This is a genomic window from Nocardia pseudovaccinii NBRC 100343, from assembly GCF_001613225.1.
Classification (GTDB): Bacteria; Actinomycetota; Actinomycetes; order Mycobacteriales; family Mycobacteriaceae; genus Nocardia; species Nocardia pseudovaccinii.
Genome location: NZ_BDBY01000080.1, coordinates 1 through 11,667, shown reverse-complemented (window position 1 = coordinate 11,667; position 11,667 = coordinate 1). Strand labels below are relative to the sequence as shown.

Annotated in this window: 17 protein-coding genes and 1 tRNA gene; all 18 read right to left on the bottom strand. The window is 65.2% G+C overall.

What is annotated here, in order from left to right; all coding sequences use genetic code 11:
• Positions 1–63: 63 nt before the first annotated feature.
• The 18 genes from NP3_RS09280 to NP3_RS09195 all read right to left on the bottom strand — a co-directional run bounded on the left by NP3_RS09280 (position 64) and on the right by NP3_RS09195 (position 11,390).
• A complete protein-coding gene (locus NP3_RS09280) occupies positions 64–519 on the bottom strand; it encodes a hypothetical protein (RefSeq protein ID WP_063039727.1) in 456 nt (151 codons plus the stop codon).
• 20 nt (positions 520–539) lie between these two features.
• Positions 540–953 carry a hypothetical protein gene (locus tag NP3_RS09275; protein WP_063039725.1) on the bottom strand — a complete coding sequence of 138 codons (414 nt, stop codon included), beginning with the start codon at positions 951–953 and terminating at the stop codon, positions 540–542.
• Between the two features lie 79 nt (positions 954–1,032).
• A complete protein-coding gene (locus tag NP3_RS09270) occupies positions 1,033–1,980 on the bottom strand; it encodes a fibronectin type III domain-containing protein (protein ID WP_063039724.1) in 948 nt (315 codons plus the stop codon).
• A gap of 12 nt (positions 1,981–1,992) precedes the next feature.
• Positions 1,993–2,421 carry a hypothetical protein gene (locus NP3_RS09265; RefSeq protein ID WP_063039723.1) on the bottom strand — a complete coding sequence of 143 codons (429 nt, stop codon included), beginning with the start codon at positions 2,419–2,421 and terminating at the stop codon, positions 1,993–1,995.
• Positions 2,418–2,783: a hypothetical protein gene (locus NP3_RS09260; RefSeq protein ID WP_063039722.1), complete on the bottom strand. Its 366-nt coding sequence runs from the start codon at positions 2,781–2,783 to the stop codon at positions 2,418–2,420. The genes NP3_RS09265 and NP3_RS09260 overlap by 4 nt, the downstream gene beginning before the upstream one ends.
• Positions 2,784–2,785: 2 nt before the next feature.
• A complete protein-coding gene (locus NP3_RS09255) occupies positions 2,786–3,151 on the bottom strand; it encodes a hypothetical protein (RefSeq protein ID WP_063039721.1) in 366 nt (121 codons plus the stop codon).
• On the bottom strand, positions 3,139–3,573 hold the full coding sequence (locus tag NP3_RS09250; RefSeq protein ID WP_063039719.1) for a hypothetical protein: 435 nt from the start codon (positions 3,571–3,573) through the stop codon (positions 3,139–3,141). Before NP3_RS09250 ends, NP3_RS09255 begins: the two co-directional genes overlap by 13 nt.
• Positions 3,574–3,586: 13 nt before the next feature.
• Positions 3,587–3,964: a hypothetical protein gene (locus NP3_RS09245; RefSeq protein ID WP_063039717.1), complete on the bottom strand. Its 378-nt coding sequence runs from the start codon at positions 3,962–3,964 to the stop codon at positions 3,587–3,589.
• Positions 3,961–4,926, bottom strand: a complete 966-nt coding sequence (locus NP3_RS09240) for a phage major capsid protein (protein ID WP_063039715.1) — start codon at positions 4,924–4,926, stop codon at positions 3,961–3,963. The genes NP3_RS09245 and NP3_RS09240 overlap by 4 nt, the downstream gene beginning before the upstream one ends.
• 20 nt (positions 4,927–4,946) lie before the next feature.
• Complete coding sequence (locus NP3_RS09235; RefSeq protein WP_063039713.1) at positions 4,947–5,312, bottom strand: capsid cement protein; 366 nt, start codon at positions 5,310–5,312, stop codon at positions 4,947–4,949.
• Positions 5,309–6,547, bottom strand: coding sequence for a head maturation protease, ClpP-related (locus NP3_RS09230; protein ID WP_063039711.1), 1,239 nt, complete (start codon positions 6,545–6,547; stop codon positions 5,309–5,311). The genes NP3_RS09235 and NP3_RS09230 overlap by 4 nt, the downstream gene beginning before the upstream one ends.
• On the bottom strand, positions 6,544–7,920 hold the full coding sequence (locus NP3_RS09225; RefSeq protein WP_063824722.1) for a phage portal protein family protein: 1,377 nt from the start codon (positions 7,918–7,920) through the stop codon (positions 6,544–6,546). The genes NP3_RS09230 and NP3_RS09225 overlap by 4 nt, the downstream gene beginning before the upstream one ends.
• A 25-nt stretch (positions 7,921–7,945) precedes the next feature.
• Positions 7,946–9,511 carry a hypothetical protein gene (locus NP3_RS09220; protein ID WP_063039709.1) on the bottom strand — a complete coding sequence of 522 codons (1,566 nt, stop codon included), beginning with the start codon at positions 9,509–9,511 and terminating at the stop codon, positions 7,946–7,948.
• The gene (locus tag NP3_RS09215; protein ID WP_245720863.1) at positions 9,492–9,743 is read right to left on the bottom strand and encodes a hypothetical protein; all 252 of its coding nucleotides are present in this window, start codon (positions 9,741–9,743) and stop codon (positions 9,492–9,494) included. Before NP3_RS09215 ends, NP3_RS09220 begins: the two co-directional genes overlap by 20 nt.
• A 195-nt stretch (positions 9,744–9,938) precedes the next feature.
• Entirely contained in the window at positions 9,939–10,148 is a 210-nt protein-coding gene (locus NP3_RS51300) for a hypothetical protein (RefSeq protein WP_307677173.1), read from the bottom strand.
• Positions 10,149–10,289: 141 nt separating this feature from the next.
• Positions 10,290–10,904, bottom strand: coding sequence for a hypothetical protein (locus NP3_RS09205; protein WP_063039703.1), 615 nt, complete (start codon positions 10,902–10,904; stop codon positions 10,290–10,292).
• Positions 10,904–11,137, bottom strand: a complete 234-nt coding sequence (locus tag NP3_RS09200; protein ID WP_063039701.1) for a hypothetical protein — start codon at positions 11,135–11,137, stop codon at positions 10,904–10,906. Before NP3_RS09200 ends, NP3_RS09205 begins: the two co-directional genes overlap by 1 nt.
• A gap of 178 nt (positions 11,138–11,315) precedes the next feature.
• Positions 11,316–11,390, bottom strand: a tRNA-Met gene (locus NP3_RS09195).
• Positions 11,391–11,667 lie beyond the last annotated feature (277 nt).

Below are 11,667 nucleotides of genomic sequence, written 5' to 3'. Positions count from 1 at the left end.
CCACCTTCGCCGCAGCTGTCTCGGTGCCGATCAGGCGGGTGACGATATCGAAATAGACGGGGCTCATATCGCTGCTAGCACCTCCTCGATATCGGCGTTCACATCGATTTCCGACATGCGCAAACGGCCGGTGAGCATCGCGTCGAACACGCGGCCAGCCAACTGCCGCCGGGTCATCCGCTGTTGCTCTTCGGCCTCACGCTTCGCCCGAATATGTTCGAGCTCAGGCATTTCGATGAGCGTCCAGTCGTGCTCGGCACCGTGCGCGTTGCGGTAGTCCTGGCGGTAGGCCTGCAGGACATTGACCACGCCCGCGGCGAACTGCTCGAGCAGCGTCCAGGACGATGCGCGACTGCGCTTGTACCAGCTCGCATCGGACAGACCCTCGACAAGCACGCACAGCTCGCGCGGCGTCATCTCTCCAGTGCGGCGCGGCCCGATCGTGCGCCAGAACTCGGCGATCCGGCGCCCTGGATACTCGCTCTGAATGCCAGCCTCGATCTGTTTCGGGGCCGACATCAGCAGCGCTACCGCCTCGCCTATTTTGGGATGTCGAGCCCGGCACTCAGCCGCCGCCAGGCCATCATGACGTCACCGGATCGGCCACCGGCCGCCGAGAACCTGTCATAGACATGCGGATCGTCTGGCGTATTGAGCAGCACCTTCGCGATTTCGACGAAGCTCAGCGGCTTCGCGATCTGCTCGTTCTGCTCGTCGCTGAGCAGCAACGGATGCGGCACCGTGAACACCTCGGTACCGACCGGACCGGGCCGGAACCGAGCACCCGCGACGCCGAGCCCTTCGAGTGCCTGCTCTCGAAACGCACTCATGTCGGTGATCACGTCGCCGAGATCGACCTCGGCGGCCGGAGCGGGCGCGGGCGAGGGCACCGGCGTCAGCGCCGGGGGAGGCACGGCACCGAAAGCTGATGCGGGAATGACGGGCTCGGACATTTCGATCTCCTTCGGGGTGGCTGTATGGCTGGCCCGATGCGGCGCCCAGCCTTGCGCCGCACCGGGGTACGAGGGGGTATTAGGTGACCGTCACCGAGTTCGACGCGGCGGTCTTCGCCGAGCCGCTGAGATTGCTACCGACGGCCTGCACCTTGAACGTGTGCGAACCGGCGGTCAGACCGGTCACGGTCAGGATCGGGTTCGAGGTGGTGCCCGAGACGGTGACCGTGCCCGACGAGACCGGGGTCGTCGATGCGTCGACGAACACGTTGTAGGTGAACGGACCGTTCGGGGTTGTCGGCGCGGTGAACGTCATGCTTGCCGTACCGGCCGAGCCGCCTGCGGTCGCGGTCGGTGTACCCGGGGTGCCGGTCGTGCCACCCTTGGCGCGCCAGCCTGGGCCCTCGCGCAGAGTCCGCACCGCGAAACCGGAAACGCTGTCCGGGTACGACTCGCACGTGAGCTTGCCCTGTGCTTCAGTCTTGGCATTCATCGACAGCTTGTCGGGCTTGACCATCAGCGCGTTCGGGTAGATGCGCGCCCACCCCTCGAGCCCGAGCGGCCCGGCGTAAATCGCACCGAAAACGAACTGCCTGTGGATCGGGACCGTGACCTTCGGTTTCGTGTACTGATAACCGACGCTGCCGATGCTACTCATGGCCGCGAGTGGCAAATTGGTTTCGAGCGCCTCGATGATCGGCGTCCGCTCGATCGCGGTGAACATCGCCGATTCCGAGTCGTCCGTAATGTCCGTCAAAAGCTTTTGGCGGCTCTGCCACGCCTTGGTGTCCGCTGTCGCGAGCGTCGGATTGAATTCCAAGCCGTTTTCGTCGAAATATCCGCATCCGTTGAAAGCGTCGGTGGTTAGCAGCGTTGCCGACCAATCGCCGGTGAGCGTATCGAACGGCGTGAAGTTCGCGAGAGACTTGGTCGGGTCATAGTCCCTGACCAAGGCGAAACCGAATTGCCCCTTGAACACGTTGTTGACGTCGCCGCCGAACAAGGTGTCCCACGTGGTACCCGTCATGTCTGAATCTCCTTACAGGGGTTGAGCATTTACGGAGCTCTCGACCTCGTACGTCGCGAGATAGCGGTGAATATTCGGGTCCTGGAAATCGACCCAGCCGGGCCCGTTGATCGTCTCGACGTTCGAGATCGGCACCCCGCCCACATACCTGTGACGGAGGTGCATCATGCGGTCGTGCACCAGGCGTGAAAACTCCAGTGCCACAACCTGATCGCGATCGAATACCTCGACCTCGACAGTGTTGATCGCCCAGATGTAGTTGTCCCCACCGGCAGGAGGAACGGTCACCAGGACGAACGGATATACGACTCTTGTGTCCCAATCGTTTTCGCCGGGCTTGGTCAGAGAACAGCCGCCGATACCGGCCAGAGTCTTGAGATGCGTGATCACCACGAGCGCGACATTCGCGAAATGCCGCTCACTCGAGGTAGGCAGCGTCACGAGCCGGTGCCCTGCAAGTACCTACGAGTGCGCAACATGATGTGCATCGCTGGCATGTGCTTGGTGCCGTACTCGATCCAATGCGCTTTCCAGTCACGAGAGATCACGCGGCCACGCCAAGCGCCGTGCACGAAAATCGCCTCACCCGAGATTGATTTCTTGTAATCGCCGGGCTCATCGCGATATCCGCCCTTCGTGGTGTGCGGAACACCGGTCTTGTTCACGGGCGCAATGGATTGCCCGTACGCTGCGCCGCGCTTGGCCTCGGCGAGCACGGCCTCACGTGCGATAGCGGACGCTGCAGCGGCCGGGCCCGCGAGTTCCTCGAGCGCCTTGACCACACTCGCGATATCGATGCCCACGGCTACCCCTTTTCCCGATGGCAGTCGACCTCGATGTGGTCGCCCTGGCCGTCGTTGTCCAGCTGTGGGCGCGGTGGCCCGAATACCTCGAAATCGAGGCCCTGCCAGGTGATTCGCGACTGCGCGCTGATCACCGTGCCGAACGGCAGGAACGCGCGCCCGACGAGCTTGGTCGGGTTGACGTTGCTGTTGGTCTCGTCGCTACTGAGCAGCTCGAATGCCACACCCTCGACCGTGGTCGGCACGTCTTGCATGAGCGGCCGGTTGTAGCCGTCATAGGTCGGATTGCCGTCGCCGTCGAGCACCGGCGCGCGGTTGGTGACGATGACGGTGTCGTTTCCGAGCGAGAACGGACCTACCACGGGCATGGCCCGAACCGGGATGCGCCCGGAAGGGTGATCGGGTCGGGCCCGGGGTACCGGTTACCGAACGCGCCGCGCGGGCCGTGCGCGGGCGCCAGGCCGAGCAACTCGTAGTGGTAGTCGACGAATACCAGCGACCGCGCGAGTTCCTCGAGCGTCGCCGTGCGTGACAGCGTCCACGAGTCCGACCGGTTGCCCACGGTGTGAGTGCCGGCCGAAGTGCCGCCGAACAGGTCGCGCTGCAAGGCATCCCGAACTACCTGGATAGATACCGATTTCGCCGCCGGGTCGTCGTCCGCGATGTTCGGCTTGCGGTTGCGGATCCACAGCGCGGCGGCGTCGAGCAGCAGATTGCAATACGCGGTCTGCGGCGTGGTGAGGGTGCGCCAGGTGTTTTGCACGTCCGTATAAGTGGCGAAAGCGGCCATGGCGCACCCCCTCTCAGTCGGCCCCGAGCGCCTGCAAGTCGGCCTTGGTCATCGCCTCGGCCGCCGCACGGTCGACACCACGACTCACCGCGTACTCGACCCACACCTCTTTCGGCGCGGCCTGCAGCGGACGCGACGCGGCACCGGTCGTGACCGCTTCCGGCGGTGCCTGCTGCGTCCCGCCCGGATCGCCGGTCGCGACCGGTGCGGGTGCCGGTGCGGGTGCCGGTGCTGCCGCCGGGGCGGCCAGTTCCTCGACCATGCCCATGTCGAGCAGGTGCTCGGTCTGTTCCTGCGACAGCCACGGAATCACCTCCCCGGCGTACTTGTGGTGCGCCTGGCCGACCTGGTCGTGTGCGATGACCAGCGGCGCGATTACTCGGTACCTCATGCGTCGACTCCCGTGATCGCCCACGCCGCAGCGGGTTCGAGAACGACGGGGGTCGTGATCCGGCGGCAACGGATCCGCCATGTGTCGGTCAAGTCTTCGCGCATGGTCTTGACCTGGATGCCGTCTGCGCCGTCGTCGGTGCTCGCGACATACCCGGGGCCGGGCACACGCTCATCGACGAAGGCGCCGAGCACCTTGCTGTCGAGCAGGGTCGCGCGACCAGTCACCGGCAGATTCGGCGAGGTGACGAATAGGAATCCGCCAATACGCTTCATGTACGGCGACTCCCATCCGGCGTTGACCGGATTCTGCTGCACGCCAGGGATCTCGCGCGGCAGCAGCTGCGCGAGCTTGTCGTCGCTGACCACGTTCGCGAACGTATCCAGGCCGAGCAGCACGGTGTCGGGCATATAGCCCTGCTTGAGGTTCACGATCTTCGCGAACGCGCGCATCAGGTCGCGCAGGATGTAGGGCGTCGAACCGGTGCCCGCCCACGACGCGATCGCGGCGGTGTTCTGGGTAACCGCCGAAGCGACCGCCGACAGCGCGACCGAATCGACCTGTTGAATGTGGCTGTTCACCAACTTGGTGAACTTCCGGGTCACCACGCCGTAGCGTTGCCGCGAGATCGAAACATCGGTGATCTCAGCGTCCTGGCCCCAGTTCACTGTGCTGGCCATCGATGCGGGACCTGTCCCGGTCGTGGTCAGCGGGTACTCGCCGCCCGGCGGCACCGGCTTGGGCGCGTTGTCGGCAAAGATCGATTCGTTCTGCTCGTAGCCGACCGAGCCGCTCTCGGTCCATTGCTGACCGGTGAGGATCTTGTTCGAGATGAACAATTGATCACCGATCGCGCGCAGTGCCCGCATGATCCACAGCGGATCATTCAGAAACCGATTGATCTGGAGAATGTCACCGCTCAGCGTCGGCTGCGCGGGCGGGAATGTGGTGCTTCCGCTCATGAGAATGGCCTACTTTCTGCTCACGCCAGCCGCAGAGCGACTTTGACCTTGCCGCCGGACGCCGCGGCGAGCGCCACACCGACCGTGCGGTTGTAGTTGGTTTCCGAACCGATTGCCGCGACTGCGCCAGCGGCGGCCGGAATCACCGCGTCATTGGCGTTGATGGTGCCGCTGGCCGTCAGCACGTGAATCCCGTTGCGGTAGGCCATGGTTTGCGCACCGCTGGCCGCGTCGTAGGCGGCCACACCGAACGCGATCGCGGCCGCCGATGACGGCGCGACCGTGTCGTCGCCGGACACGACGAGCACCTGACCGGCGGTGACAGCGGCGCTCGTGGTGCACGGCACTTTGTCGGCCGGGTGGTAGAGGGGCAGGTAGTCGCTCATCGTGCGTCGTCCTTCCAGGTGGTTCCGGTGACCTTGGCGAAGGCCGAGGCCATTTCGGCGCCGAGGTGATCGACGTCGGGCTCGCCCGCGTGGCCGATCTCCTCCAGCGGCACTGTGAGCCCGGGCGCGAGCGAGGCGAGGAATGCCTCGGTGCCTTCGGGATCGCGCTCGAGCTGCTTGGCGTACTGCTCGTATTGCGCCTTGGCGATGCGGCCGGTGCGGATCGCCTCGTTGAGCACGTGGCCGCGGTGGTCGGCCTGCTGCTTCTCGAACGCCTTGGCGCCCTTGTCGGCCGCCGCTACGGTTGCCGCGTACTGGGTGGCGTCGACCAGCTGCAGGCCGAGCCGCTTCGCGGATGCGGCGATCTGCTGCAGCGTCGGATCGGCCGGTGTGTCACCGGCCGGTGCTGGCGCATTCTGCAGCGCGTCGACCGCGGCGAGTACGGCCGCCTCGTCGGCGTCATCGGCCAGGCCGAGACTCGACCGGAGGCCCTCAATCAAGGTGGGCATAGTCGGCCCCTCCTTTCGTTTGACCTCCGCTCGAACGGCAGAGGGGGATCGGTGCAGTTGCGGCGCGGGTGCCTTGCCGCGGCCTGCGTAGTTGAAAATCGAGAGGTCGAATCGCGCCTTCGCGGTCTGCTCGCCCGCACTGTCTTTGCCGGGCTTCTCTACGCGATCGGCGAGGCCTGCCTCGACGGCTTCCTCGGCGCTGTACCAGGTTTCGGCGTTCATCGCGGCCTGCCAGTCGGCGACTTCGCCACCGGCGCGCTCGGCGTAGATCGAGGCGAGATTGCTGCTCGTGCGGTCGAGCTGGTCGGCCAGCTCGCGCATATCGACGGCGTTGCCGACGCATATGCCCCATGCGTTGTGAATCATCATCTCGGCGCCTGGGCGCATGATGACGTCGTCGCCCGCCATCGCGATAAAGCTCGCGGCCGAGGCGGCGAGCCCCTCGACCGAGGTCGTGATCTGTGCGGGATGGGCGCGCAGCGCGTTCATGATCGCGAGCCCGTCATAGACGTTGCCGCCGGGGCTATTGATCTTCACCATGATCTCGTCGGAGGTGATCGCGTCGAGTTCGCGCACGAAATCCTCGGCCGCGACACCCCAATACGAGTCGATCTCGTCGAACAGGTAGACCACGGCCGGGCCCGTGTCGGATTCGGCGGCGTTGCGGATCGAATACCACTGGCGCGCTGGCCCATCGGGCTTGAGTGCCTTGATGCGCTGGTTCACTGGTCGCCTTCCTGCGGGTCGTTCGGGTCCTCGCCGGTCGGCTCGGCGGCGGGCGCGGCCGGTGGCGAGTTCTTCTGTGTCGGCGACGGATCCGGCGCGTTCGGGTCCTTCTGAGGGAGTCCGTACATGTCGCGCACGGCTTGCTCGAGGCGGCGATCCGGGAACACTGCGCCCGCTTGGATGAGCAGCGCGAGCGCCTCGGCGGTCGCGTCATGCCTCGAGCCGATCTCGTCGAACACGATGCGCGGGGCGGCCTCGTCCGGGCCGAAATTCAGATCGACGAGCGGCTCGACCACATAGGCCGTCGACGTATCGGCGATTAGTTGCCCTTCGGTCTGCAGCGACATCACGAAAAAGTCGGCGAACGTCGAACCGAGAGCCCAACTGCCCGTTTGGGTTCCGAGGTTCAAGAAGTGAGCCAACAGGGCCCGTGCGATCTGCTCGTCGTGATAGCGGATCACGGGATCCGCGTCGGGCAATGCGCCTTCGACGCCCTGTAGGCGCAGTTTCGCGCCGTTGGGCACCGCCGCACCGGAGCTGTCGCCGGAGCGGTAGTCGTTGGCCATCTGCTGGCCTTTGTCGAGATCATCTTGCTTGTCGAGCGGACCGCCGTAGTAGATCGGCACACCCATGCCATTTCGTTCGATGGTCTGCGCCTGGACCCTGAGCATGCGGTCTTTGAGGATCCAGTTCTTATACGCCGCGCGCAGAACGGATTTCCCGAGCCAATCGCCGCCCTCACGCTCGTTCACGTACGGGACGATGCGCTTCGCCGGTATCGGTGTGCCGCCGCCTACGGCTCCCATCACGATGCCGTCGTAGCCGCCGGTCATGGTGCCCATGGCGTATTGAGCGATCGATACGAGACTGCCGTCGGCGGCGACAACGAGATTCGCGATGCTGCGCGGCAACCGTGGCGACAACTTCGCCAGATGCGCGCGCCCGTCGTCATCGATCGAATACGTCTGCTCGAAAAACGAATGTCCGTACGGCAGATTCAGCAACGCGAGTCGCACATGATCGGCCCACGAGAACGCATTGCGGATGCGCCGTTTCGGCTGCTCGGACTCATCGGCCGCGCCCACGATCGGCAAATGCAGGTCAGCCGCTACGTATTCGACTACCTCATCGCGAGCGCCGTTCGGGTCGAGCCGCCAGGTCGTGCGCTGCACGGGCAGCGTGATCGCCCGATGCACCGAGGCGATCTGGGCGTCCTGGCGCAGCATCCGGTCATAGACGGCCACTGAGAGCGGCCAACGCAATTCGGGCGTGGTCTCGGTGTTCTGCCACCAGATATCGCCGGGATAGGAGACGGCGTAACCGATTTCGCGTGTTGGGATGCGTCCTCTCACCGGCGACGTTTTCTCGGCCATGTCACCACCTCCCTCCGGACGGCGATCAGAATCCGATCACCGCGAGATTCGCGGACTCGCCGCGGGTCTGCCCGCGCGGTACCGCGGCGGGCTTGTGCACGATCGACTGCACCGGCGCGGTGCGAGTGCCGAAATTGACCAGCCCCCATTGCGCCTCGGTCACCGCGACTACCGGACTGATCACGTTGGCCGCGCCCTTGCGGTCCCACGCCCAACCGCCCCCGGCGAGATCGCGTTTGACCGCGCCCTCTACCGCCTCGGCGAGCACCGGGTCGCCGGTGTGATCGAGCAGCGCGCCCATCGTCTTGTCGTAGAAATCGCCAGTGGCCTGCGCCATCTCGAGCGAGTCCGTGAGGGTCGCCTCGATGCCCGCATTGAGCAGATCCGCCTCGAGCGATGCTGCGGGCGAGGCCCGGTCGATCACCAGCACGGCCGGATCCATGCGGTTGACCACCGCGACGATGTAGGGCATTGCCGCGAGCGTGTACGGGCCGTGATAACCGAGCTCGACGTGAATGCGGCCCTCGATCGTCCATTGCGCCGCACCGATCGAGATCATCGACCGGTCCGGAGTCATGTCGACCGCGAGCGCTGTCGGGCCGACGAGCGTCGGCGATGGATTGCTGTTCGCGGTCCATACGTCCGCCGGAATCAGCGCCGGACGATGCTCTATGCGCACCGGCCAGACGCCACGGCCGAGCGCCTCGGCGCCGAACGAGACGATTCCGGCCTTGGTCGTCGCCTTGCGCAGCGGCTTTTGCATCTTCGCCGGTGTCGCGATGACGCCGAAACTCGGATTGGCGTACTCCCACGTCGTCAATGCCCGCCAAGGCATTTCGGGTGGTGCCATGTATTCGGCGAAGTACATGCCCTCTGTGCGCGCCAGCCCCAGAGCACGCATGTCGGTCAGCACATAGCCTTTGGCGTGCATCTCGGCGTTCACCGCGGTTGAGGTGTAGATCGTCTGCGGGTCGGATGCGGCCATCTGCGCCCAGTCGACGGCGGCCGAGGCGGCCGTGTCTAGGTTGTAGGCCTCGTCGTAGACCAGCAAATCGATTTTGGTGAGACCACGGCCCATATCCGCCGACCGTGTGGAGGTCACCATTACCGCGCCGTTGGTCAGCATGATCGTGCCGCGCCCTTGCGAGAGCGTCGGTTTCGCCGCGAGTCGACGACGCAGGCTCGCGCTGCTCATGATCATCGACACGAGGCGCTTGTGCAGATCCTTGCCGGTGTCCCACCGCTGCACCGTGTAGAGGATGCTCTCGCCCAGCACACACAGTCCGTACAGGCAGCGCATCAGGACGATTTCCGATTTCCCGTTCTGTCTCGGGCAGAGCAGGACGGCGTCAGGGTGCGTCCAGGTGCCATCGGGGTTACGGCGCAGCAGGCACCGCAGATTGCCGTGCTGCCACGGCATGACCGGCTGTACCGAGAGCCGTCCGGCGAGATTGATGGCCTTGAATCCGTGCGTGTCGTCGCCGGGCCATGCCGAAAAGTGGTGTGGTGCTTGACGGCCGGTCAGCGTGGGAAAAATCGCCGGGTCCGGCCTCGGAAACAGCTCGGCGACGTCAGAGGCCAGCGAGTACATCGTCTTCTTCGGGCTCCGGCGCGCCGCGCTGGCGGCGGATCTCGGCGAGCAGCTGCCGCAGCACGGTCGCTTGCTGGCGAGCCTCCTGTAGCGCGGCGTCGACACGGATTTCGAGTACGCCGTCGCGACCGGTGGTCACGTGGGCCCAGAATTCGCCATCTCCGGTTAGGATTCGGTTCAGATCGTCGAGCCGATCACCCACCCGAGCGGCTTCCAGTATCAAAACGGTCAATTCGTAACCGTCACTGGGCTTTTCGAGCGCAGACCGTAATTTTTCGCCCGTTGGACCGAGGTTATCCGGCATTGTTCGCACCGTTTTTCGCCCCGGCAGTAAAAAAAGGTTGACTAGGCGGGGTCAGGAAGGGGGGCGGGGCCGGATTTTTCGCCCAAATCGGACACGCGAGGCGGGCTCGAATCCCTGGCACGGTCACCATCCCTGCATCACGCACCACGCCGCCCGGTCGTCGGCCTCGGCCTTGTCCTCGATGGGCTTGCCGGTGAGTGCGGGTCTCAGGTGGTCGCGGCTGCCGTCGCCGCGCTCGCGGTTGCACCAGCTGTGCAGCAGTCGGTCAGCGACGGTCCCGCCGTGCGCGCGGGCGATGGAGTGGTCGCCGTCGAGCCCCTGCGCGAGGTGCATCGGTTCGTCGCACCACCAACAGGGCGTGCCGTCGACGTGTACGCGCTTGAGTGCCTCGACTTGCTTCTGATGAGGCCAGCCGAGCCCGCGCTGTGTGGTTGTCCGTCGGGTGGACACAGCGCAGGCCCGGTCGACCGCGTGTCACCAACCGGAGAGGTCGGTGCTGCTGCTGTCCGACGCAGCGGTGTCCGCTGCAGTGGTGTCGGTAGTGGTGGCCGCCTCGGTGGTGGCGGGTTCCTCGGATGCGGTCTCCGCAGGTGCGGAGGTGACCGGTGCCTGCTGCTCGATCGGTGCCGGGCCCGGCTCGGTGGCCGGTGCCTGGTCCACCGGTACCGAGGTGATCGGCGCCTGCGGTTCCGGGGTCGGCGTAGGCGCGGCCGCGGTAGCGGTACCGCCTGCGACAGCGACCATCTTGTTGGTGATGTCGTTGAGGGCGGCGAGGTCTTCGGGCTTGATCTGGTTGCCCTGCGCCAGCTGCCCCTGCAGATCGGCAATCTGTGCCGACTGTGCGCCGAGCAGTGCGACGATGCGCGTATTGGCGTCGACGAGCTGGGCGATATCGGCCTCGAGCTGTTCGGTTGCGTTCATTTCGATTCCCTGCATTTCGAGTAGGCGCGCGAGCATGAGCTCGATACGCGCGTTCTGGGTGATGAGGTAGGCGGCCCAAGCCGGAACCACCGTGAATTCAGCGGGATACGTGACCTGGGCGCCGGGGTTGCTGCTGTATCGGCCGGGGCCACCGAATGCGAGGCCCATCAGACGCGAGGCGGCCAGGACCAATGTCCCGGTTCGGGCTCATCGGCCCACGAGTAAGGCACATCGGCCTTGTGTGAGATGCCGTTGTCGTAGAACACGGCCAATCCCACCCGGCCGCGATCGTCCACGCTGGTCACGATTGCGGCGAGCGGCTCGGATGGATGTTCGCCGCCCGGCGTGCCATAGCTCTGGTAGTGCACGATTCGGCCGATGCTCGGCACAGAATCGGCCATCAGATGAACACCGTAAGGATGGCGACGAGCACCTTGGCAGCGCCGAGGGCGATCTCGCCCCACGGGACGGAACCGAGCGAGGCGGAAAGAGTGGAAAGCATGACGTGCTCCTGAAACGAGAAAACCCCCAGGTGGGCAGGCACCGTGAGGGTTTGGGCTGGATTTGACCGAACGGTCGTGGCGGGGGCCGGATTTGAACCGGCGACCTCTGGATTATGAGTCCAGCGAGCTGTCCGACCTGCTCTACCCCGCGTCGGCGGATGCTGCCCAGGAACGACAAAACCCGATCCGGAAGGGGACCGGATCGGGTTCTGGGGACAGCTATCCCGCTGCAAGAAAGTGTTGCACGCAGGTCAGCACTTGTCACGTCATGACGCTCAGCTCACTTCTTCCCGGCCTTCTTATCGGGGTCGTGGCAGCGAATGCGCATGTACATGCGGTCGGTCCCATCCACTGTCGCGAATCCGAACTCTTCATACATGTCTCGGAGTTTCTGCCGGTTCTCCATAGGCTCGATGACCACATACAGG

What these genes read in the sequence shown, in the direction of transcription:
- NP3_RS09280 (WP_063039727.1), bottom strand. Translation starts at nt 519, where the DNA reads ATGTCGGCCCCGAAACAGATCGAGGCTGGCATTCAGAGCGAGTATCCA.
- NP3_RS09275 (WP_063039725.1), bottom strand. Translation starts at nt 953, where the DNA reads ATGTCCGAGCCCGTCATTCCCGCATCAGCTTTCGGTGCCGTGCCTCCC.
- NP3_RS09270 (WP_063039724.1), bottom strand. Translation starts at nt 1,980, where the DNA reads ATGACGGGTACCACGTGGGACACCTTGTTCGGCGGCGACGTCAACAAC.
- NP3_RS09255 (WP_063039721.1), bottom strand. Translation starts at nt 3,151, where the DNA reads ATGCCCGTGGTAGGTCCGTTCTCGCTCGGAAACGACACCGTCATCGTC.
- NP3_RS09250 (WP_063039719.1), bottom strand. Translation starts at nt 3,573, where the DNA reads ATGGCCGCTTTCGCCACTTATACGGACGTGCAAAACACCTGGCGCACC.
- NP3_RS09245 (WP_063039717.1), bottom strand. Translation starts at nt 3,964, where the DNA reads ATGAGGTACCGAGTAATCGCGCCGCTGGTCATCGCACACGACCAGGTC.
- NP3_RS09240 (WP_063039715.1), bottom strand. Translation starts at nt 4,926, where the DNA reads ATGAGCGGAAGCACCACATTCCCGCCCGCGCAGCCGACGCTGAGCGGT.
- NP3_RS09235 (WP_063039713.1), bottom strand. Translation starts at nt 5,312, where the DNA reads ATGAGCGACTACCTGCCCCTCTACCACCCGGCCGACAAAGTGCCGTGC.
- NP3_RS09225 (WP_063824722.1), bottom strand. Translation starts at nt 7,920, where the DNA reads ATGGCCGAGAAAACGTCGCCGGTGAGAGGACGCATCCCAACACGCGAA.
- NP3_RS09220 (WP_063039709.1), bottom strand. Translation starts at nt 9,511, where the DNA reads ATGTACTCGCTGGCCTCTGACGTCGCCGAGCTGTTTCCGAGGCCGGAC.
- NP3_RS51300 (WP_307677173.1), bottom strand. Translation starts at nt 10,148, where the DNA reads ATGCACCTCGCGCAGGGGCTCGACGGCGACCACTCCATCGCCCGCGCG.
- NP3_RS09205 (WP_063039703.1), bottom strand. Translation starts at nt 10,904, where the DNA reads ATGGGCCTCGCATTCGGTGGCCCCGGCCGATACAGCAGCAACCCCGGC.
- NP3_RS09200 (WP_063039701.1), bottom strand. Translation starts at nt 11,137, where the DNA reads ATGGCCGATTCTGTGCCGAGCATCGGCCGAATCGTGCACTACCAGAGC.